At 56.0% G+C, this 21,246-nt stretch carries 17 protein-coding genes; 2 read left to right on the forward strand and 15 right to left on the reverse strand.

What is annotated here, in order from left to right; all coding sequences use genetic code 11:
- Positions 1-186 precede the first annotated feature (186 nt).
- The 4 genes from NSS64_RS25265 to NSS64_RS25280 form a co-directional block, all read right to left on the reverse strand.
- Positions 187-1,302 (reverse strand): DUF3048 domain-containing protein, encoded by a 1,116-nt coding sequence (locus NSS64_RS25265; RefSeq protein WP_341141945.1) that lies wholly within the window; start codon positions 1,300-1,302, stop codon positions 187-189.
- A 169-nt stretch (positions 1,303-1,471) separates the two neighbouring features.
- Positions 1,472-2,248: a DODA-type extradiol aromatic ring-opening family dioxygenase gene (locus tag NSS64_RS25270; RefSeq protein WP_341141946.1), complete on the reverse strand. Its 777-nt coding sequence runs from the start codon at positions 2,246-2,248 to the stop codon at positions 1,472-1,474.
- Between the two features lie 83 nt (positions 2,249-2,331).
- Positions 2,332-3,162, reverse strand: a complete 831-nt coding sequence (locus tag NSS64_RS25275; protein ID WP_036730916.1) for an alpha/beta hydrolase family protein — start codon at positions 3,160-3,162, stop codon at positions 2,332-2,334.
- Between the two features lie 204 nt (positions 3,163-3,366).
- Positions 3,367-3,567, reverse strand: a complete 201-nt coding sequence (locus tag NSS64_RS25280; protein WP_341141947.1) for a hypothetical protein — start codon at positions 3,565-3,567, stop codon at positions 3,367-3,369.
- A 185-nt stretch (positions 3,568-3,752) separates the two neighbouring features.
- Here NSS64_RS25280 and NSS64_RS25285 point away from each other — a divergent pair, with 185 nt between their 5' ends.
- Entirely contained in the window at positions 3,753-4,415 is a 663-nt protein-coding gene (locus NSS64_RS25285; RefSeq protein WP_340990974.1) for a DUF1129 family protein, read from the forward strand.
- 41 nt (positions 4,416-4,456) lie between these two features.
- On the forward strand, positions 4,457-5,395 hold the full coding sequence (locus NSS64_RS25290) for a hypothetical protein (RefSeq protein WP_341141948.1): 939 nt from the start codon (positions 4,457-4,459) through the stop codon (positions 5,393-5,395).
- A gap of 94 nt (positions 5,396-5,489) precedes the next feature.
- On the opposite strand, the gene ilvA is transcribed toward NSS64_RS25290, so the two are convergent.
- The 11 genes from ilvA to purQ all read right to left on the reverse strand — a co-directional run bounded on the left by ilvA (position 5,490) and on the right by purQ (position 21,245).
- Positions 5,490-6,752, reverse strand: a complete 1,263-nt coding sequence (gene ilvA, locus NSS64_RS25295) for a threonine ammonia-lyase IlvA (RefSeq protein ID WP_076080190.1) — start codon at positions 6,750-6,752, stop codon at positions 5,490-5,492.
- A gap of 197 nt (positions 6,753-6,949) precedes the next feature.
- Positions 6,950-9,034, reverse strand: coding sequence for a methyl-accepting chemotaxis protein (locus tag NSS64_RS25300; RefSeq protein WP_341141949.1), 2,085 nt, complete (start codon positions 9,032-9,034; stop codon positions 6,950-6,952).
- Positions 9,035-9,293: 259 nt separating this feature from the next.
- Entirely contained in the window at positions 9,294-9,479 is a 186-nt protein-coding gene (locus tag NSS64_RS25305) for a hypothetical protein (protein WP_341141950.1), read from the reverse strand.
- 102 nt (positions 9,480-9,581) lie between these two features.
- Positions 9,582-10,904 (reverse strand): SEC-C metal-binding domain-containing protein, encoded by a 1,323-nt coding sequence (locus NSS64_RS25310; RefSeq protein ID WP_341141951.1) that lies wholly within the window; start codon positions 10,902-10,904, stop codon positions 9,582-9,584.
- A 212-nt stretch (positions 10,905-11,116) separates the two neighbouring features.
- Complete coding sequence (gene purD, locus NSS64_RS25315; protein WP_340990969.1) at positions 11,117-12,382, reverse strand: phosphoribosylamine--glycine ligase; 1,266 nt, start codon at positions 12,380-12,382, stop codon at positions 11,117-11,119.
- 23 nt (positions 12,383-12,405) lie between these two features.
- Entirely contained in the window at positions 12,406-13,953 is a 1,548-nt protein-coding gene (gene purH, locus NSS64_RS25320) for a bifunctional phosphoribosylaminoimidazolecarboxamide formyltransferase/IMP cyclohydrolase (RefSeq protein ID WP_341141952.1), read from the reverse strand.
- Between the two features lie 403 nt (positions 13,954-14,356).
- Complete coding sequence (gene purN, locus NSS64_RS25325; protein WP_341141953.1) at positions 14,357-14,971, reverse strand: phosphoribosylglycinamide formyltransferase; 615 nt, start codon at positions 14,969-14,971, stop codon at positions 14,357-14,359.
- Entirely contained in the window at positions 14,971-16,011 is a 1,041-nt protein-coding gene (gene purM, locus NSS64_RS25330) for a phosphoribosylformylglycinamidine cyclo-ligase (protein WP_341141954.1), read from the reverse strand. Before purM ends, purN begins: the two co-directional genes overlap by 1 nt.
- Positions 16,012-16,850: 839 nt before the next feature.
- A complete protein-coding gene (gene purF / locus NSS64_RS25335) occupies positions 16,851-18,347 on the reverse strand; it encodes an amidophosphoribosyltransferase (protein WP_341141955.1) in 1,497 nt (498 codons plus the stop codon).
- Entirely contained in the window at positions 18,332-20,578 is a 2,247-nt protein-coding gene (purL, locus tag NSS64_RS25340; RefSeq protein ID WP_341141956.1) for a phosphoribosylformylglycinamidine synthase subunit PurL, read from the reverse strand. The genes purF and purL overlap by 16 nt, the downstream gene beginning before the upstream one ends.
- Entirely contained in the window at positions 20,556-21,245 is a 690-nt protein-coding gene (gene purQ / locus NSS64_RS25345; protein ID WP_238653883.1) for a phosphoribosylformylglycinamidine synthase subunit PurQ, read from the reverse strand. Before purQ ends, purL begins: the two co-directional genes overlap by 23 nt.
- Position 21,246: the final 1 nt, after the last annotated feature.

A 21,246-nucleotide genomic window follows, 5' to 3' on the forward strand; every position in this document is an offset into this window, starting at 1 on the left:
CATGAAATTGCCGTAAAAAAATGCAGCCATCCAAATGTAAATACATGAAAATGAATGACAACCCTTGTTATCTTATCATATCGACAGAAGGGATAGAAGACAAAAAACCGAACTTTTTCACACTATAATAACAATTCCCTGCAACTTACGAAAATAATCATCCGAACATTCAATCTCCAGCCGGAATTAGGGGGATGCAGGCGCCTGCGCGTATTCGAGATGACTGCTGAACGAAGGGCTGTTCGGAACGATCAGAATATGGGTAATCCCCGGGAACATCAGCGCCTCCTTGCCGTCCTTCTTCACGAACCGGATGACGTCTCCGGGGCTGCGCGACCACTTGCCGTTCATCGCTACGCCGCGCTGTAACAGCACTGCTTCTCCCCCCAGCTCCGTATCCACCTGCAGCCGGCCGACATCGTCCAGCACCTTATGATCCGAACCCATCACGATGATGTTTGCCGCTTCCACCGGACGGTTATTATTCAGATCGAGATGCGGCTTGCCGTTCACCCAGCGGGCGTATGTGCGCTGCTCTGCGTTATAATGGTACCCGACATTGTAGCTCTTCAGCAGGAAGTTCACACCCAGCGCAAACGCCGGGGTGCCCTCCACAGGAATATAATCCGGATCATTGAAAAGAAAACCAGGGACCTTCACGCTCTCCGCATAACCCAGCTTCACTGCCCCCTCCCGCAGCTTGGCGGCATTGCTGTACAGGTTATGCGGGGCCTTGCGTTCCTTGTCCCGCCAGAAGTAGGCCCCCGCGCGGCCGATTTCGTCCATATCCGCCTTCTTCTGCCGTTGCAGAATGGCATAGGCATCCGGACTGCCTCCGGCATGCACCGTTATGCCGCCATAGCTCTCGCCGATATCCAGCAGGTAAGGGCGGATACTGCGGATCGGCCCAATCTTCACCACCCCGGCATGACTCTGAAAGATACCGATCAGCCGGGTAATTCCGCCTTCGGCCAGCACCTCGTACAGAATATCTGCCTCGCTGATCCCGGACTGCGGGCGGGCCGCCGGGGCATTATTGATCATGACCGCGAGCGGCCGGGGCAGGCTCTCCTCCTCAACCGGCAGGCCTGTTAAGCCGGAGACTGCTCCGGCGGCAGGCTCAGGAGAGGGGGACTGTACCGCTTCTGTCGGCTGTGGCTCCAGGGTAGGCGCTGCTGTTGGTGCAGACGTAGGTACGGGCACAGGGCTGGCCTGCTCGTTACTGCAGGCAGAGAGCAGCACGGCGGCAAGGACCAGAGCAGATACAGGACGGGATACATAACGGTTCACCGATATAGACACGTTGTTCCTCCTAATCGTAAGTTACAGCTTGCTTCTCTCGATTCTCTTCTATGAAACTCGCTTCCTTTATTTAATCATAGCTGGCAGAGTTTGTCTTGAGTCAAGTGGAAACGGCAGCACAAAAAGAGTACAGCCCTTATAGCAGCTGTACCCTCTATTCATTCCTATATTAATCAAACATCCAGCAGTTCAGGCTGAGCGTACCGTATTGATAGGCCTGGATCATTAACTGTGCGCGTCTGCCTTCATCAGCTGCACCCATTACGTAGAAGAGCGGGATGAAATGTTCCTTGCCGTAGGTTGGTACGGCCTCCCTCACATGCGGAGCTTGCTTCTCATACGCATACAGGGAGGGAAGATCCCAGGCCGCAAGCCGCTCTGCAATCCACCCGTCGAAGTCAAGCGCCCATGGCTCCGGCTGATCCTTCTGCTTCAGCAGCCTGAGGTTATGCACCAGACCGCCGCTGCCAATCAGGAGGATACCTTCCTCGCGCAGCGGAGCAAGCATCCGTCCGATGTTGTACTGCTCCTCAGGCGAGCGGAGCGAATCCACGGATAAGGCCACGACCGGAATATCCGCCTGCGGGAACATGGTCCTCAGGATGACCCAGGCGCCATGATCCAGCCCCCGGCCCAGCACGGGCTGATGGGGCAGATTACTATCCTTGAACAGTTCCGAAATACGGCGGCTGAGTGCGGGATCACCTAGAGCAGGATAACTCAGCTGATACATCTCTTCCGGGAACCCGTAGAAATCATGCTGCGTTTCATGCTGTGCGTCCACTGTGATCAGCTGCTCGGGACTGTCCCAATGAGCTGAGAAGATCACAATGCCGCGGGGCTTCCCCAGATCCGAACCCAGCCGCTGCAAGAAACGCGTATAGTCGTTATCCTCAAGTACCAGCAGCGGGGAGCCATGCGCAATGAAAAAGGCCGGTAATTTCATAGGGTAAGAGCCTCCATTTCCGGTATGGTCTTCCCCTTTATTTTACAGCTAATTCCTAGCCATTGCGAGTGCCGTTACCGCTCCTATATCATCCAGTTCTGCCATTCCTCCTGCAGATGCTCCTGCTGGTTCATCCAATCCCGGGTACGCTTCAGCACCTGCTCCTGCGCCGGACCCGAAGAGAAGGTATGATCGCCCTGGAAAATAATCTCCTTGTCGCACCGTCCTTCCGGCCGGGTCCAGAACAGCTTCTGGTAGAGAAACGCATAGTCCACAGGAATCACATCATCGGAGGTTCCGTGGATGACCAGCACATCGCCGCTGAACTTCCCGGCTTCCTGGAACGGCTGGAAGGCGGCCAGGGAATTGAAGTATACCGGCGTGAACGAATAGCCGGCGTAATCTGCTGAACCGCTCTTCACCGACCGGTCGAAGGCATCTCTGCCAACAATCTTGACAATATCATTGAAGGGATAACCGACAGCTGACCACAGTACAAGGTTCTTCACTCGCCGGTCACGGACACCGGTCAGCAGCGCCACCGCACCTCCCAGACTGTGTCCGATCAGCGTTACACGCTGCGGGTCCACATCGGCCGAGCTGATGCCGTAATCCAGCACCGCCCGGGTCTGCCCGATCATCGATTCCATATCTTCGCTGCCGTAATCACCGCTGCTCTCCCCGCAGCCCGCATAATCGAAGCGGATTACCATATAGCCATCCTGTGCCAGCTCACGGGCTGCCTTGACGAAGATCCGGTCGACACCGATCCGGCTGCCCACGAAGCCATGGCAGATCACTGCAAGCGGCACCCGGTTCTTGCACCGTCCTGTCCCTGCCCGGTCTGCGGCCGGATAATGTATGCTCGCTGTCAGTTCCTCTCCGTTATGCCGGATGATGATATTCCGTTCCATTGCGGCGTCCTCCCCTGAATGGCTGATTTATTTTAAAATATGATAATTCCGATTAACTTAGTATGATTAATGTCTCTATTATAATATCTGTGCTAATTTGTTGTCAATACGCATGAAGCCCGCCGCTTACGTCAGCCCTACCGGAGAAAAGGCCCCTTCCACTCCCGCAGGAGCAAAAGAGGCCCATACCCGCTTAGGCATCACTCAGTCATAGCTGTCGTGAAACATATCATGCGTCTCCTGCCGGCCTTCCCAATCCTCGAGCCCGTTCTCCTGGCCCTGCCCCGCAGCATCCCACAGGCTGAAGCCGTCAGAATTGCCCCAGTCTCCCACATCATTAGTCGGTACAGGCGCGGTGCCGTCGTTCACAGCCTTGCCCGGTTCCTGCTTGTTGTCCTGTTCCATAACGCTCCCTGCCTTCCCTCTAGCTATAGTTGGTGAAGCCACCACCTCTTCAGTGTTTACTCTTCCAAAAGGATTATTCAGACCTTCGTGAACGAACGTTGTCCTTGCACACGGCTGGTGCACAAACGTATACTCTAGGTTGAAGGTATCCTGATCACTCAATGCTGGAGGTATAGGTCCACACTATGAAAGTCAAAGCTATGATGAAGCAGAACAACCTGCTGCGGGAGCAGATGACGCCGTCTAACCGCTCTTATTTCGAAGATATGATTCTGGCGATGCGCGCCAGTTCAGTAGATGCTGTACGTGCAGAGGAGCTGCTGCTGGAGGCGGCTGAGCTGCTGCTGAAGGGACAAGCCAAGGGCAAGAATGCCAAGCAGATTTTTGGCGGGAAGCCCGGTGATTATTTCAAGGACGTGATGGACAGCGCCCCGCCGCGCACACCGCGCAGCCGGCTGAATAACTCCCTGATGATCTCCTGGTCCGCCCTGACCCTGCTATTCGGGACGATGGGCGTTGCCGGTCTGATCACACAGTGGAGCGGCGGCCCGCACGAACTCTTCGGCCAGCTCAGTCTATTCACGCTGGTCGTTGTCGGCGCAGGCTCCATCCTGCTGGTTGAGCTTATTATGAAATGGATGGCCTCCCTGTCGGAGGATGACAGTCCGAAGCCCAAGACCTTCGACATTAAAGCCCTGGGCATCTACATCGGAATTGCTGTGATTGCGGTATTCGCCGGCATATTCCTCGATAATCTGTTCCCGGTGATTCCGGTCTCGCCCTGGGTCAGTCTGGCGCTGGCCGCTGCCGGAGGACTGGGGCTGAAATTCATATTCTTCCCATCTTAGAGACTGTATCCCACATCCATTCCACACAGGAGGAGACTCGAATGAACAAGCATGCCGTTATATCCGCCGCAATCGCCCTGCTCATAGGGCTTCAGACAGGCGCAGCCGTCCCGGCCGGTGCCGAAGGCAGCGGAAGCAGCCGGACAGGCACTTCCGGTGCAGCTGCAAGCGCTAAGACTGCCAGCCATGCAGAAGCGGTCTATAAAGCCGCGCTGCCGCTGCTGTCCAGCGGTAACCTGCCGGGTGCCATTGCCTATATGAAGACAAAGCTGTATGCAGTCACTCCTTATCAGGCGACTGTACTGACGCTGAAGCTGGAGAACCTGCATAAGGCGCTGCTGCCCTCCTGGGAGAAGAAATTCAGCAGCAGCGAGGTCCAGCGGAAGCTTCTCACCGTCTACAGAGGGGGAGTCAGCATGGAGAAGCTGGCTGAGAGTACGGATAACGCCGCCTTGCGCGCCCTGCTGCAAAGTGCGGGAGAGAGCGGATACAAGCTGGATACCGCCGAGGGCAGCTTTTACCCGGTGATTGATTATGCGGCTTACCGCAAATATAAGCCTTATGTAACGGAGGATATCAGCAGCTATATTTCCATTATGGCAGCTGAATCAGATCTGCCTCCTTCCAAGGATAACGGGCTGATCATTGCTTGGGGCGAGGTAGCCGACCGTGCGCTGACCCAGGAGCAATTCATCCAGACCTATCCCAGATCTAACCGGGTACAGGCCGTCAAGAAGCTGTATAACCAGTATGCTGTGAACACCTTCTACGGCCAGAACAACACCCCGCTCTTCCATTACGATAATCTGGAGATGGATCTGGAGGCGCAGAAGGCCTACACCAGCATCTTGGCCAAGAACAGCAGCTCTAGTGCCTTCCTGCAGAAGCTTGAGGGCTTCATGAAGCTGATGAAGAGTAACGGCTACCTGCTGGACGATGCGGCGGAGCAGTATCTGAAGACTGAGGTGCCCCAGCCGTAGGCGGTTCAATTGAATCCCATACAACGTGAAACAGCCCCGTCCAGACTTTGCTGGGCGGGGCTTACTTTGTCTATATGCAGCTACCCGCCGCACCTCAGATCAGCATACTGAACAGATTAACATCCTTGTTAATCTCCACGTAATCGACGCCCTTCTGCTTCATCCGCTCAATCAGCGGGGCGTAGGCATCGGTAGACATCAGTTCAATGCCGACCAGGGCCGGGCCGTTCTCCTTCTCATTCTTCTTCGTGTACTCGAACCGGGTAATATCATCATCCGGTCCGACCACCTCGGTCAGGAACTCGCGCAGGGCACCCGCGCGCTGCGGGAAGTTGACCATGAAGTAATGCTTAAGACCCTCATAGATCAGGGAACGCTCCTTGATCTCCTGCATCCGGTCAATATCGTTGTTGCCGCCGCTGACGATGCAGACCACGCTTTTGCCCCGGATCTGATCACGGTACATGTCCAGTGCAGCAATGGGGAGGGAACCGGCAGGCTCCACCACAATCGCATTCTCATTATACAGCTCCAGAATGGTGGTACACGCCTTGCCCTCCGGCACCTTCACCACATCATCCAGAAGCTTCGAGCAGATATCGAAGGTCAGGCCGCCGACACGCTTCACCGCCGCGCCGTCCACGAATTTGTTGATCTCCTTCAGGGTGATTACCTCACCGCTCTGCATGGCCTCACTCATCGAAGCCGCGCCGCTGGGCTCCACACCAATAACCTTGGTTGCCGGACTCACCGTCTTGATATAGGTGGCTACACCGGCTGCCAGCCCGCCGCCGCCGATGGTGACGAACACGAAGTCCGCTGGCTTGTCCAGATTCTCCATCACCTCCATGGCAATGGTTCCGTTGCCGGCAATAATACGCGGCTCATCGAACGGGTGAATCAGCGTCATGCTATGGTCAATGCAAGCCTGCAGCGCTTCATCGTAAGCATCATCGAAGGTATCCCCCTTCAGAATCACCTCAACGAATTCGCCGCCGAAGCGCCGGACCTGCTTAATCTTCTGATTAGGAGTAGTGCTCGGCATGAATATCTTGCCTTTGATGCCTAGTGCCTTGCAGGAATAAGCCACGCCCTGGGCATGATTTCCCGCGCTGGCGCAGACGATGCCCTTGGCTCTGTCCTCGTCAGACAGACTGCGGATCATATTATAGGCTCCCCGGATTTTGAAGGAGCGTACAATCTGCAGATCCTCACGTTTCAAGTACACATTACAGCCGTATTTGGCCGACAATACCGCATCCAGCTGGAGCGGCGTACGGACGATAACCTCCCGCAGCACATGGTGTGCGCGTACAATATCTTCCATTCCTACGATCCGGTTTTCGCCTTCTCTCATGTTTTCCCCGCCTCACTGTCTCTTTCTTATCGTTTCGCTTCTTGTAACATACTCTTCCAAAGACTTTTTTTCAACCCTTGTCCTCCACACACACCATAACATCCACTGAGAGTGGAATTATGCGCAGCAGCTCCCTGCCGATAAGCAAGCGGGCGGCCCGGCATCTACCAGCCGGACCGCCCGCTCAACGCAGCCCTCTATACCTTAAACCTAGACACCGCACTCAGCAGCTGCGCCGAGCTAAGCTTAATCTCCTCCATCTCCGCTACGATGCTGCCGGACCGCCCGATGATCTGCTCTGCTCCGGCAGCAATGACTCCCGCTCCTTCCGCACCCTCATTCGTCGCACTGCCTGTCTCGCTGATCGCAGTAAGCATGCTCTGGATGGAAGCCAGCAGCTCTTCCGAGGTGGCGCTGAAGTCCGTCACCAGCTCCTTGATATACCGGGCATCCTCACTGTACTGCTCTCCGGTCTCCTGCATGGCATCGTAGTCCATCTTCACCTGGCTGTCCATGAAGCCAAGCATACTCTCCGCAGCCTCCACCAGATTGGACACCGCCTGGACTACCGCCCCGGTCACTCCCTGGATCTCAGTCACCGTCTCACGCGAGTTGTCCGCCAGCTTACGGATCTCCTCCGCCACTACAGCGAACCCCCGGCCCGCTTCCCCGGCCCGTGCCGCCTCAATTGAGGCATTCAGCGATAACAGGTTGGTCTGGGCGGCGATCTCCAAAATAGCGCCCGTAAGCGTACTGATCTGCGAGATCGATCCCGACTGTTCAATGGCCGTGCGCAGCTTCTCTTCGCTAAGCCCGTAGACGGTATCCGCCTGTGTGCGGGATTCCCAGGCTCTCTCCTTCAGCCGCTCCGCCCGCAGGTTAATTTCTCCGGCGGCTTCCGCCCCCTCCTGGGCTTTGCGGGCAATCTCGTTGATCGCCGCCTCGATCTGGGTTGTGCTGGCATTCATCTCCTCCATCGAGGCGGCGGTCTGCTGCAAGCCTGCGGACAACTCCTCCGTAACCCCCGAGATATCGGTGATGCTGCCATCCAGCACGAATACATTCTGCTCTGTATTCTCCACCGCGCCCGAGATACTCTGCGAGCTGTGCATGATCTCCTGAATCAGCGACTGCTGCGAGGCAATCATATCGTTGAAGCCCTCAGCCAGCACCCCGATCTCGCCTCCTGCGGTTACCCTTGCCCTTACCGACAGGTCCCCCGCCTTCGCCTGCCCGAACGCAGCCGTGAGGAGCGGAATCTGCTTCAGAATACTGCCCGAGACCAGATACAGCAGGACAGACAGTACCGCAATCGAAATCATAATGGAGAGGAAGAAAATCAGCTCGAAGCGCTTCAGCTCCAGCTCCGCATGCTTCTGCGGTACGATCAGCGCGACTGACCACTGGTTAGCCACAGCCGGTGAATAGGATACATAGCTGGGCTCGCCGTCTATGTCCGCCCGGATGACATTTGAGCCCCACTGCAGCATTTTATCGCCGACAGTCTTCCACGATCCGCCCAGATCAGCCATCTTCTTCAGCAGAATATGATCCGGATTGGGATGATAGATGAAGGTCCCCGTCTCATCAATCAGCACGGCATAGCCGCTGCCTTTATAATGAAAAGCGCCCAGCGCAGCTGTAATCTGCTCAATCGAAATATCTGCACTCGCCACGCCGATCAGCCTGCCTGAATCATCAAGCAGCGGTGTGCTGACACTGACGACCATTTTGCCTGACCCGGCATCAATATAAGGATTGGTAATCGTTACACGCTTGTTCGCAGCCGCAGCGGAATACCAGCTTCGCTCCTTCAGCACATAGTCTGCCGGAGGCTCGAATTCATCCTGGGTAATCACCTTGTTCACCGCATCCAGACCTATGTATACATTAAGCAGATTCTTATTGTTGTTCTTGATCAGGTTCAGCGTCTCGATCAGTTCCGTGTACCCGTCCGTAGTCTCCAGCGTCTGTTCATCCTTCACCCTTAGAATGAAATCGCGGAGGTAGGCGTTGGCATTGAGAAGCGCCACACTGTCCACAGCAGGCTGCAGCAGGTCATTGACCTGCACCCCGATCGCCCCTTTCTCATACGTCAGCGAGCTCTTCAGCCCGTCCACGATAAGCTGCTTGGCATTGCTGTAGATCACTACAGACACAGTCGCGAAAATAACCACCACAGACAGAATCACTGACAAAAACAGCTTGCCGCGAATCCCCATATTACGGAGTGAGCCGATAAGCCCCCTCTCCTTGACCCTCTTACTCTTTCCCAGTGCCATAGACCCTCCCACCTTCCATGTATAAAGACCCGGGGCTTTCCCGAATCTTCTCTGTCTTTTCGACTTATTTCTGCAAAAAATCCCTTTATCCCTGTACCGTTTTCCCATAGGCTGTGAAATAAGTGTGTCCATGTCAGGTATTTTCTCATAATTATCGAGTTAAGCCTCTTATTTACCCATATCACCGCTTGTCCATGTCAGGTTATTTCCACAAAAAATACTCCCTTGTATCTGCTGTATTCAGCAAAGCGCTCTGACATTATTCATCATCGACTTTGCAGTATCGTAGATCCTGTATATCGTCCGTCTGCAATGAATACTTGGCCATCAGCGCTTTGAAATGCTCGTCGCCCTGCGGTGTAATCTCATAGATGTATTGTTCGGAATAGTTGTTAACGCTAACGACCTCTACCAGCACCATCGCCCATTGTATTCGGTTTTTCACATAGATCTTCGTCCTGCGTCCAGTGAAATCAGCGAGGTCACTCCTAATCTCCATAAAAAAACACAGCCCCGAAGGACTGTGCTCTGCTATCCTATATGATTTCTATTGCTTCAGCATCCACTTAAGCAGATCCGGCAGGCTCGCCCACAAGCGCGAGTGCATAATTACATATTCAATCGCTTCATTGGGATCACCCATGCCGACAAAATCCGGAAGATTATGCGGGAGCCGCTTCATGCCCAGCAGGTAATCCGGCACATGCTCGTTCACTCCGCGGGCTATGCGGTAGAGCATTTTGAGCTGCGAGGTAATACCGTTCTTCTTGAACTCCAGTACAATCCGGTCATAGGCAAAAGCCGCCGCCGCATCCTCTTCACCGTATTTCTTAATGATCCGCTCAGCCTCTTCAAGCTGGTTGCTATACAGGTATACAGCAGTCAGCAGATAGCGGGCACCGGTATTATCATCCTCATTCAGCTCCAGAATATGCTCCAGCATCTCTGTTGCTTCCTCCGCCTTACCGCCGAACCAGCAGGATTCCGCGTAGCTCTGGCAGATACGGATATAAGGGCGGGTCTCGTAGAGCCCCCAGAAGAACCCTTTATGCTTCGTAAAATAAGACTCGCCCAGCTCCCGTCTGCCTGCGGCGATTCCCGCCTTCAGCAGCTCACGGGCGTCCTCCTCATTCTCCGTTTCCTCGGCCAGAATAAGGTAGGCTTCCGGGCTGTCAGGATAGAGCTCCAGCGCCTTCTCCGCTAGCTGGACCCGGCGCTTCGCAGAGGTTGCCTCCATAGCTTGGGCCAGAAGGGTCTGTGCCTTCTCCTGCGGAGTTCCCGCTCCGTTCAGCGCCATCAATTCGTCCGCTTCCCCGGTCATGCCGTATTCCTCGACATAGTTATAGATCTCTTTAACCTTGCGGGAGATCGTGGCCGTGGTAACCGCGTATTTGTCCGCCAGCTCCGCCTGCGACAGCATGAAGCCGTACTCCTCGGACAGCAGGTATTCGATCGCCGCACAGAAGGAGCCTGTCTTCTTCACGGCCGGCTTGGTCTGGCGGGAGAAGCCGTTCCACAGCAGCAGTGCTTCCAGGATCAGCTCACGGTCATACTGGTCTCTCATGTGCTCGATCAGCTCCAGCGCCAGCTGTTCATGGGCCGGATGCTCCCAGTTCAGCTCCTTCGCCACCATCTTCTTCAGCTTGGGCAGCGTAAGCTTGCCCGCAGCAGGGGCGGCACTTACCGTAGCCGGCTGTTCCTCGTGCACGATTACGCCGGGTATGGTTACAGGTGCTTGCGCCGCTGCATCCCCTGCTGTAACCAGCCGCAGCATCGACTGGGCTGCCAACCGGTCTTTTTCCATGCAGCATTTCTTATATTTGTTCCCGCTTCCACACGGGCATAAGTCATTTCTTCCTACCTTACTCAAAACGAATTCCCCCTTAAATCAGTAACTGTACATCCGCATAAGCATCGCCGTTATTGTACTATTATAGCATTCGTTATGGAATTGTTAAAAAAGGCCTTTCCTTTAGAAAGGAAAGACCCTTTATCTGTATATATCCGCACATTTTCCCCCGTACGAGTTGTATTATAGCACTTCTCCTACAACTTGTCAGTCCTTTTTTTGGGACTTTCTCCTCAGACCAGTGCCTTCATTGCGATATCACTGCGGTTCTGTTTACCTGCAAACGTGATAATCTCCGCACTGGCATAGGCCGATGTACGTGCTTCCGCAATGGTTGCCCCTAGGCCTACCACCCCAAGCACACGGCCGCCGGCGGTCACCCAGCCTCCGTCTTCGCTGCGTGCGGTACCGGCATGGAAGACAAGCGCCGAGCCGCTGTCTTCCAGCCCGCTGATCGGCACACCCTTCGGGTAAGGCCCGGGATATCCCTCCGAGGCCAGCACCACGCAGACTGCCGCCTCAATGCTCCACTCGATCGGAATATCGGCGAGTCTGCCTTCGGTCACAGCCAGGAAAATCTCCAGCAGATCGCTTCGCAGACGGGGAAGAACCACCTGTGTCTCCGGGTCCCCGAAGCGGGCATTGAACTCAATTGTCTTCGGTCTGCCGTCCGGCGAGATCATCAGTCCTGCGAACAGCACTCCGCTGAAGGGACGGCCCTCAGCCACCATCGCTCTGGCTGTCGGCTCAATAATCGTCTCCACCGCTTCACGGATGATCGCTTCATCGATATGCGGAAGCGGGGAATATGTCCCCATGCCTCCCGTATTAGGTCCTTTATCGCCGTCGAATACAGGCTTATGGTCCTGGGCCGCAGCCATCGGCCGCACCGTTTCGCCATCCACGAACGCCAGAATCGACATTTCCTGCCCGGCAAGGAACTCTTCAATGACGACCTGCGCCCCTGCTTCCCCGAAAACCTTGTCGACCATGATCTCCTGAAGGGCCTGCTCCGCTTCCTCACGGGAATACGCCACGGTTACCCCTTTGCCTGCGGCCAGGCCGTCCGCCTTGATGACAATCGGCACTTCTTGACTCCGCAGATAAGACAAGGCTGTCTCATAATCGCTGAATTTCTCATAATCGGCTGTCGGAATGCTGTATTTATGCAGCAGATCCTTCATGAAGGTCTTGCTGCCCTCAATCTCTGCGGCATTCTTCCGCGGGCCGAATACAGGGATATCCTGGGCTTCGAAGGCATCCACAATGCCTGCAGCGAGCGGATCATCCGGTCCGATGACCACCAGGCCCACCTTCTTCTCCTTGGCAAAAGCGGTCAGCTTATCGAACTCGAAGACGCCGATCGGTACACATTCCGCAAGCTGCGCAATCCCGGCATTGCCGGGCGCGCAGTAGATTTTACCGGCACGGGGACTGCGGGACAAGCTCCAGATGATCGCATGCTCGCGTCCGCCGCCGCCGACTACTAAAATATCCATAAGGCTCTGATCCTCCCAGCGTGCTAGTGTTTGAAATGGCGAACGCCGGTGAAGACCATGGCAATGCCGTATTCATTGGCAACCTTAATCGATTCCTCGTCCTTGATCGAGCCTCCCGGCTGAATAACTGCCGTAATGCCCGCCTTCGCAGCCATTTCCAGGGTATCGCCCATCGGGAAGAAGGCATCTGATGCCAGCACAGCACCCTTCGCTTTCTCGCCTGCTTGTTCAATGGCAATCTTGGCCGCACCGACACGGTTCATCTGTCCTGCACCCACACCGACTGTCATATCGTCAGCCGCCAGCACGATGGCGTTGGACTTCACATGCTTCACGACCTTCCAGCCGAACAACAGCTGCTTCAGCTCTTGTTCGGTAGGCTTACGGTCTGTTACCACTTGCAATTCCTCAGGATTCACGGAGTGTACGTCGCTCTCCTGCACCACCATTCCCCCTTCAATGGAGGTGACCACAAAGCTGCTTTTACGGGATGCAGCAGTGCTGAGATTGCCCAGCTTAAGCAGGCGAATATTCTTTTTCTTCGTCAGGATCTCCAGCGCTTCATCCGTGAAGCCTGGGGCCAAGACGATTTCGAGGAAAATATCCTTCAGCAGATTAGCCGTGTCCGCATCAATAATCCGGTTAGCAGCAACAATGCCGCCGAAGATGGAGGTAGGGTCCGCATTGTACGCTTTTTGATACGCTTCATAGACGCTTGTGCCCACGCCCACACCGCAAGGATTCATATGCTTCACGGCTACAACGGCAGGCTCTTCGAATTCTTTGACAATCTGGAGCGCTGCGTTCGCGTCATTGATGTTGTTGTAGGACAGCTCTTTACCGTGCAGCTGCTCGGCAGCCGTAAGGGTATCCTGCGCTGCCAGCGGCTTGCGGTAGAATGCAGCCTTCTGATGCGGGTTCTCGCCGTAACGCAGATCCTGGATTTTCTCATAAGTGACCGTATAGCGCTCCGGCAGCGGTTCACCGGTGACATTCGCCAGATAATCGGCAATCAGGGCGTCGTAAGCCGCCGTATGGCGGAAGACTTTGGCCGCAAGACGTTTGCGGGTAGCAAGGGTTGTATCTCCACCGGCGCGTACTTCTTCAAGCACATTCGCATAGTCGGCCGCATCGACCACCACACTGACAAACGCATGGTTCTTCGCCGCAGAACGCAGCATGGTCGGTCCGCCGATATCGATGTTCTCGATAGCCTCTTCATAAGACACATCCGGCTTGGCAATCGTCTCCGCGAACGGATACAGATTCACCACGACGAGGTCGATGTAATCAAGGCCAAGCTCATTCATCTGACGGGTATGCTCTTCGTTGTCACGAACGGCCAGGAGGCCGCTGTGTACGGCTGGATGCAGAGTTTTGACGCGTCCATCCATGATCTCAGGGAAGCCGGTAACATCAGAGATGCCAATGACCGGAACGCCTTCCTTCGCGAGTAGTGTGCTGGTGCCGCCTGTGGAGATAATTTCTACGCCTAATGCAGACAACTCGCGGCAAAAATCCACGATGCCCTGTTTGTCCGATACGCTGACCAGCGCTCTCTTGATACTCACTTTGAATAGTCCTCCTCTGGATTCACGCTAGATTATTGGGGTGTTGTACGATTGCTTATGGATTCGGCTGCTCTGAAGCCTCACATCAGAATTACCTTGTACCTATGGCGCTATGGATGATTGCCGGATGAACTGCGGATGATTGCAGCGGCGAATCCTGTAAAATAAGCTGGTAATTTAGGAAATCAGTTGTTTTGGTTGCTTCTGTCCTGCTATATATGCTTTTGTCCTTACGGCAGCAATCCTGTATTTCCGCAATTTCCGGCCATACCGCCAGATCCTCCGTCAAATATTGCCACTTGTGAAGTATTTCCCGAGAAATATCAGAATCGGCCGGGGTTTACCTGAAATGTCGAAATCACTCCGGTTCAACAGTCAACAAGCAGCTATGCAGCAGCTTCGCTTAATCGGCAATGGTCGTCATTCTTCCGTTCAATTCTACTTTTCCGGCGGCAAAAGCACTCACTACCTCAGGATACAGCGCGTATTCCACCTGATGGATGCGTGCAGCCAGCGATTCGGCGGTATCTCCAGACTGGACCTCCACGCTGCGCTGGGCGATCACCGGTCCGGTGTCCATGCCTCCATCGACAAAATGCACGGTCACGCCCGTCAGCTTCACGCCGTACTCCAGCGCCTGCCCGATCGCGTCCTTCCCGGCAAACGCCGGCAGCAGCGAAGGATGAATGTTGATGATCCGTCCGGCATACGGTGCGAGCAGGACCGGGGAGATCAGCCGCATGTAGCCGGCCAGCACCACCAGTCCGATGTTCCGGCGCTGCAATTCAGCCACAATCGCGGCCTCGTACTGCTCCCGGCCCGCGAAGTCCTTCGGCCGCAGCAGCAGAGCAGGAATTCCTGCCTCCTCTGCCCGCTGTGCTACAGGCGCTTCCGGCTTGTCCGAGACCAGCAGCTCTATGCTTCCTCCGCCCAGCCTGCCCTCCCGCTGTGCCTGGACTAGTGCAGCGAAATTGCTGCCCGTTCCGGAGGCAAAGACAGCGATTCGGCTCCACTCCATCAGACTTCAGCTCCCGTAAAGGTAACGATGCGCTCTCCTTCAGTAACTGTGCCGATCCGGTAAGCCTCTTCCCCGCTGGCCTTAAGCAGCGCAAGGGCACGCTCTCCGTCCGCTTCCGCCACGACCAGCACCAGTCCCACGCCCATATTGAACGTTGTGAACATGTCGCGGTTGCTTACCTGCCCCTTGCTCTGCATTAGGCTGAAGATCGGCTGAATCGGCCAGGAGCCGTAGTTGATCTCTACATTCACATGCTCCGGCAATACGCGGGGAATGTTCTCGATGAACCCGCCGCCGGTAATATGGGCCATGCCCTTGACCGGAAGCTGTTCGAGCAGAGCGAGCAGCGGCTTCACGTAGATTTTGGTCGGAGCCAGCAGTACATCTACGAGGGGAGCCCCGAGTTCAGGCACGACATCATTCAAGCCGTAGCCGCCCTCTTCCAGCAAAAGCTTGCGCACCAGCGAGAAGCCGTTGCTGTGAATCCCGCTCGAAGCCAGGCCAATCACAATGTCTCCAGGAGCGATGTCCGCTCCCGTCACCAGCTTGGCCTTATCGGCCACACCTACGGTGAATCCGGCGATATCATATTCGCCTGCCGCGTACATGCCCGGCATCTCGGCGGTCTCGCCGCCGATCAGCGCGCAGCCCGCCTGATGGCAGCCTTCCGCGATCCCGGCTACGATGGCTTCAATCTTCTCCGGCACGACCTTATCGCAGGCCAGATAATCGAGGAAGAACAGCGGTTCAGCACCCTGCACCACGATGTCATTCACGCACATGGCGACCGCATCGATGCCAATCGTGTCGTGGCGGTCAGCCGCGAACGCGATCTTCAGCTTCGTGCCCACACCGTCTGTTCCCGATACGAGAACCGGCTCTTCGTACTTGTCCTTATTCAGGCCGAACAGGGCGCCGAAGCCGCCCAGCTCGGTCATTACTTCCGGCCGGTACGTGCGCTTCACATGCTTCTTCATGCGTTCTACGGCTTCATTGCCAGCTGCAATATCCACTCCGGCGTTTTTATAAGCTTCCGACACTTTTGAGCACCTCATTTAAATTAGTTTAGAGCGCGTGTTCGGGGCGGCAGGGATTTGAACCCCCTTCTGGGGGGTGGTTATAGTCGTCATTCCGAGGAACATTTGGACTTCCGGTCGCTGTTATATTTGGATTTCCTTGATTTGAACCGCCGGCCGCGGTAGAAATCCAAATATAAAGGCGAACGCTATCGCTCCTACAGTTCCAAATTTCCTCTCCATGACTCCAACCACCGGGTTTTCAAACCCGTGCCGCAAGCCGAAATTTCGCGCCTTGCACAGCAGCAAGGGGTCGGCGCTGGGCTTCGCACAGCGCCTCCTCAGCCGACAAAACCCCCGACTTTGCGCAGCAAACAGGACGGGTTCTGCAGGCCTCCCCGCACGGGGCGAAGCCGTGCGGTCCCTAAAGCGACAGAGCCTCCGATTTTGCGACAGCAAACAGGACAGGGTCTGGGGCACTTCCCCGCACGGGGCGAAGCCGTGCGGTCTCTGGGGCGACAGAGCCTCCGACTTTGCGATAGCAAACAGGACAGGGGCGGGAGCTCTCCACGCACGGGGCGAAGCCGTGCGGTCTCTAGGGCGACAGAATCTCCGGATTTGCGCAGCAAACAGGACAGATTCTGGAGCCAGGGGGCCCGGCGGACCGCAGGCCGCCGGGGGTGCAGCGCCGTGAAGCGTGTCCCGGCCGTGCGCAGCACACAGGGACAAAGCGGGCACCCGCACCCACGCCCTCTTAGCAAGTTTAGAACAAACTCCTCACACCAAACTTTCGGGTGGCCGGAGGGCAACGCCCTCCGGAATCCCCCTTTGTAAGGGGGACTTAGGGGGATGGGCACCAGATGTTAACACGAGCATCCGTCCTTCTCTTCCCCGCCGAAATCCACCTGCGTCGGGTAATCATTGTCGAAGCAGGACAAGCATAGGCCGCCTTTGTAGTCGTCACTATTATAGCCGCCAATGGACTGGATCAGTCCGTCGGGCGAGAGGAACGCCAGAGAATCGGCGTTGATCTCCTCGCACATCTCGGCGATGCTCTTATACGAGGCAATCAGCTCGCGGCGGTCGGGTGTATCAATGCCATAGAAGCATGGATTCTTGAACGGCGGCGAGGTAATCCGCACGTGGACCTCTACGGCTCCGGCTTCGCGCAGCAGGTTGACGATCCGGCGCGAGGTGGTGCCGCGCACGATGGAATCGTCGATCATCACTACGCGCTGGCCTTCCACAACGCGGCGTACCGCGCTGAGCTTCATCTTGACGCCCTGCTCGCGCAGCTCCTGGCTGGGCTGGATGAACGTGCGGCCGGTATATTTGTTCTTGATCAGTCCCAGCTCGTAGGGGATGCCCGTCTGCTCGGCATAGCCGATGGCGGCGGAGATACTGGAATCCGGCACGCCGGTGACAATATCCGCATCCACGAAGGCTTCGAGCGCCATCCGGCTGCCCATCCGCTTGCGGGCGGAGTGCAGGTTGGAGCCGTTCAGGTCGCTGTCCGGGCGGGCGAAGTAGATATACTCCATCGCGCACAGCGCTTTGCGCTTAGGCTCGGCGAAGCGTTCTTCACGGAAGCCGGTCTGATCCAGCACCAACAGTTCACCCGGTTCAATATCACGCACCAGCTGGGCACCGATGACTTCAAGCGCACACGACTCGGAAGCGAAGACATAGGCTTCGCCCAGACGGCCCATCACGAGCGGACGGAGTCCGTGGGTGTCTGATGCGACAATCAGCTTGTCATTGGTCATCAACAGGAAGGCGAAGCCGCCGACCAGCTGCGACAGGGCATCCTTCGTCGCTTCGACAAAATCCTTCTGCGAACGCGCAATCAGATGCGCCAGCACCTCGGTATCACTGGTCGTCTGGAAGATCGAGCCGCCCTGCTCCAGCTGCTTGCGGATCAGCGGTTCGTTAACGATATTGCCGTTCGTGGCAATCGCCAGATCGCCGTCACGGTATTTGAAGACCAGCGGCTGCGCATTGGTCAGCCGGCTGTCCCCGCTGGTGGAGTACCGCACATGGCCAATGGACATGTCTCCCACCAGCGAAGCGATCTTGTCTTTGTCGAAGACTTCCTTCACCAGACCCATGCCGCGGTGATAGTTGAAGTCGCGTCCATCCGCCACGCAGATGCCCGCGCTCTCTTCTCCCCGATGCTGCAGAGCATGCAGGCCGTAATAGGACATGGAGGCGGCCTCCGGGTGTCCGAAGACCCCGAAGACGCCGCATTCCTCTTTTAATGTGTCAAAAATATCTCCCGAGCCCGTTCCTTCGTTGTAAAAGTCGCCGGTCCACAGGATAGGGGCTTCCTGCTTGTTCCCGGTCTTTATTTCATAAGACATGGAATAGCATCCTCCCAAATGGTCTTGAGTTCAGTAACAGCTTCATCCAGTGCAGCCGCGCCGTCCAGCGCCACACGCAGGCGGTCCCCGCCAACGGTTCCAATGATCTCTACAGGCACGCCGTACGCGGCAACTGCAGCCTTCAGCTCTTCTGCACGATCAGGTGCCGAAGTCAGGAGGATACGGGACTGGCTCTCGCTGAACAGTGCTACATCCTGGCGAAGCCCGCCGGCAGAGAGCTCAATATTCGCTCCAATGCTGCCGCTGATGCAGCTCTCTGCAAGTGCTCCGGCCAGACCGCCTTCAGACAAGTCATGCGCCGAGCGTACAAGCCCGCTGCGGATTGCAGCAAGAACAGCATCCAGCAGCTTGCGCTCTGTGGCCAGATCAAGCTCCGGCGGACGGCCTTCAGTCAAGCCGTGAACGGCATACTGGAATTCACTGCCGCCCAGCTCTGCCTTCGTCACGCCCAGCAGCAATACAGCATCGCCTTCCTGCTTGAAGGCCTGGGTTGTAATATGATCGGTATCTTCAATGAGCCCTACCATGCCCACAACCGGTGTCGGGTAGATAGCTCCCGAAGCATTCTCATTGTATAAGCTGACATTTCCGCCGATGACCGGTGTATCCAGCACCCGGCAGGCTTCCGCCATACCGTCAACCGCACGCTCCATCTGCCAGAAGATCTCCGGCTTCTCCGGGCTGCCGAAGTTCAGGTTGTCCGTTATCGCCAGCGGCTGGGCACCGGAGCAGACGATATTACGCGCCGCTTCGCTGACAGCAATGCGTCCGCCCACCTCAGGATCAAGGTAGACATAACGTCCGTTACAGTCCGTAGTCATCGCCAGCCCCTTACGTGTACCGTGGATGGTTACCACCGCCGCATCGGAACCTGGACGAACCGCTGTGCTAGTGCGGACCATATAATCGTATTGGTTGTATACCCAAGCCTTGCTGGCTACAGTAGGTGAGCCCAATACTGTACGCAGCGCGCCGCCCAGATCAGTCACTTCCTCATAACGAAGTGTATCAATAGAGGCATTCTCCTCATAGTAAGCAGGAACGGCAGACGGTTTGTTATAAATCGGACATTCATCTACCAGCGCCTTCACCGGCATATCGCCGACCACTTCGCCGTGATGGAACAGCTTCAGGCGGCCGTCATCGGTCACCTTCCCCACCTTGCGGCAGATCACGCCCCAGCGGTCAAAAATCTCCTGCGCCTGCGCCTCATCCTTAGGCTCCACCACGAACAGCATCCGCTCCTGGGATTCCGAGAGCATCATTTCATACGGGGTCATTCCGTCTTCACGCTGCGGCACCTGATCCAGATACAGCTCCAGACCATTACCCGCCTTGCTCGCCATTTCCGCGCTGGAGCAGGTCAGTCCCGCTGCGCCCATATCCTGAATGCCGAGGACGATGCCGCTGTCGATCAGCTCCAGACAGGATTCCATTACCAGCTTCTCCATGAACGGATCGCCAACCTGAACTGCTGTTTTCTTAGCTTCGGATTCTTCACTAAGCTCCACAGAGGCGAAGGTCGCACCATGAATGCCGTCACGGCCAGTAGGCGGACCTACGTAGAACACGGGGTTACCTACCCCTTTGGCGACACCGCGCTGGATTTTATCATGGTCAATCAGACCGACACACATTGCGTTCACCAGCGGATTGCCGTCATAGCTGTTGTCGAACATAATTTCCCCGCCGACGGTAGGGATGCCGATACAGTTGCCGTAGCCTGCGATCCCGGACACAACATGCTCGAACAGATATTTAACCCGGTCGCTCTCAAGCTTTCCGAACCGCAGGGAGTTCAGTAGCGCCACCGGTCTTGCGCCCATGGAGAAAATATCGCGGATAATCCCGCCCACCCCGGTCGCCGCGCCCTGATAAGGCTCTACCGCCGACGGATGGTTGTGGCTTTCGATTTTGAAGACAACGGCCTGGTTATCACCGATGTCCACGATGCCCGCGCCTTCGCCCGGTCCCATCAGCACCTTCGGCCCGCTTGTCGGGAAGCGGCTCAGCAGCGGCTTGGAGTTCTTATATGCACAGTGCTCAGACCACATGACGCTGAACACACCGATTTCTGTATAGTTGGGTTTACGTCCCATGAAGGAGGTAATGAGCTCATATTCGCTGTCTGATACACCGAACTGACTGTAGATTTTCTGCTCCGCGATCTGCTCTGCGGTCGGCTCCTTAGCGGATACTTGCTGCGTCATAACGATCCCTCCATGTCTTGAGAATGGATGTGAACATCCGTTTGCCGTCTTCCGAGCCCAGCAGGCTATTGGCTGCACGCTCCGGGTGAGGCATCATGCCGACTACATTGCCCGCCCTATTACTCACTCCGGCAATATCGGCCACCGAACCGTTCGGGTTGTCACTGTAGGTGAATACGATCTGATTATTCGCTTGCAGCTCTGCAAGCGTCTCTTCATCACAATAATAATTGCCTTCGCCATGCGCGATCGGAATGACGATCTCTTCATCCTTCGCATAGTCAATAGTAAACGGGGTTGTGTTATTAACGACCTTAAGCACCGTGTCATGACAACGGAACTTCATCGACATGTTGCGGCGCAGCGCGCCCGGCAGGAGACCCGCTTCGGTCAGAATCTGGAACCCGTTGCAGATGCCAAGCACGAATTTGCCCTGCTCTGCCGCCTTAGCCACTTCAGCCATTACCGGAGCGAACCGGGAGATTGCGCCGCAGCGCAGATAGTCACCATAAGAGAAGCCGCCAGGTACAAGGATGCAGTCATACGCCGACAGGTCTGTCGCTGTATGCCATACATAATCTACTGGTTCGCCAAGACTGTCTTCTACTGCCTTGTAGCAGTCAATGTCACAATTGGAGCCTGGAAAGACAAGTACCGCAAATTTCATG

Origin of the sequence: Paenibacillus sp. FSL H8-0122 (assembly GCF_038005345.1) — a bacterium.
GTDB lineage: Bacteria > Bacillota > Bacilli > Paenibacillales > Paenibacillaceae > Paenibacillus_AQ.

Excerpts from the sequence above, each read along its gene's own strand:
- NSS64_RS25270 (WP_341141946.1), bottom strand. The coding sequence starts at position 2,248 with ATGAAATTACCGGCCTTTTTCATTGCGCATGGCTCCCCGCTGCTGGTA.
- NSS64_RS25275 (WP_036730916.1), bottom strand. The coding sequence starts at position 3,162 with ATGGAACGGAATATCATCATCCGGCATAACGGAGAGGAACTGACAGCG.
- NSS64_RS25280 (WP_341141947.1), bottom strand. The coding sequence starts at position 3,567 with ATGGAACAGGACAACAAGCAGGAACCGGGCAAGGCTGTGAACGACGGC.
- NSS64_RS25285 (WP_340990974.1), top strand. The coding sequence starts at position 3,753 with ATGAAAGTCAAAGCTATGATGAAGCAGAACAACCTGCTGCGGGAGCAG.
- NSS64_RS25290 (WP_341141948.1), top strand. The coding sequence starts at position 4,457 with ATGAACAAGCATGCCGTTATATCCGCCGCAATCGCCCTGCTCATAGGG.
- ilvA (WP_076080190.1), bottom strand. The coding sequence starts at position 6,752 with ATGAGAGAAGGCGAAAACCGGATCGTAGGAATGGAAGATATTGTACGC.
- NSS64_RS25300 (WP_341141949.1), bottom strand. The coding sequence starts at position 9,034 with ATGGCACTGGGAAAGAGTAAGAGGGTCAAGGAGAGGGGGCTTATCGGC.
- purD (WP_340990969.1), bottom strand. The coding sequence starts at position 12,382 with ATGGATATTTTAGTAGTCGGCGGCGGCGGACGCGAGCATGCGATCATC.
- purN (WP_341141953.1), bottom strand. The coding sequence starts at position 14,971 with ATGGAGTGGAGCCGAATCGCTGTCTTTGCCTCCGGAACGGGCAGCAAT.
- purF (WP_341141955.1), bottom strand. The coding sequence starts at position 18,347 with ATGTCTTATGAAATAAAGACCGGGAACAAGCAGGAAGCCCCTATCCTG.
- purL (WP_341141956.1), bottom strand. The coding sequence starts at position 20,578 with ATGACGCAGCAAGTATCCGCTAAGGAGCCGACCGCAGAGCAGATCGCG.
- purQ (WP_238653883.1), bottom strand. The coding sequence starts at position 21,245 with ATGAAATTTGCGGTACTTGTCTTTCCAGGCTCCAATTGTGACATTGAC.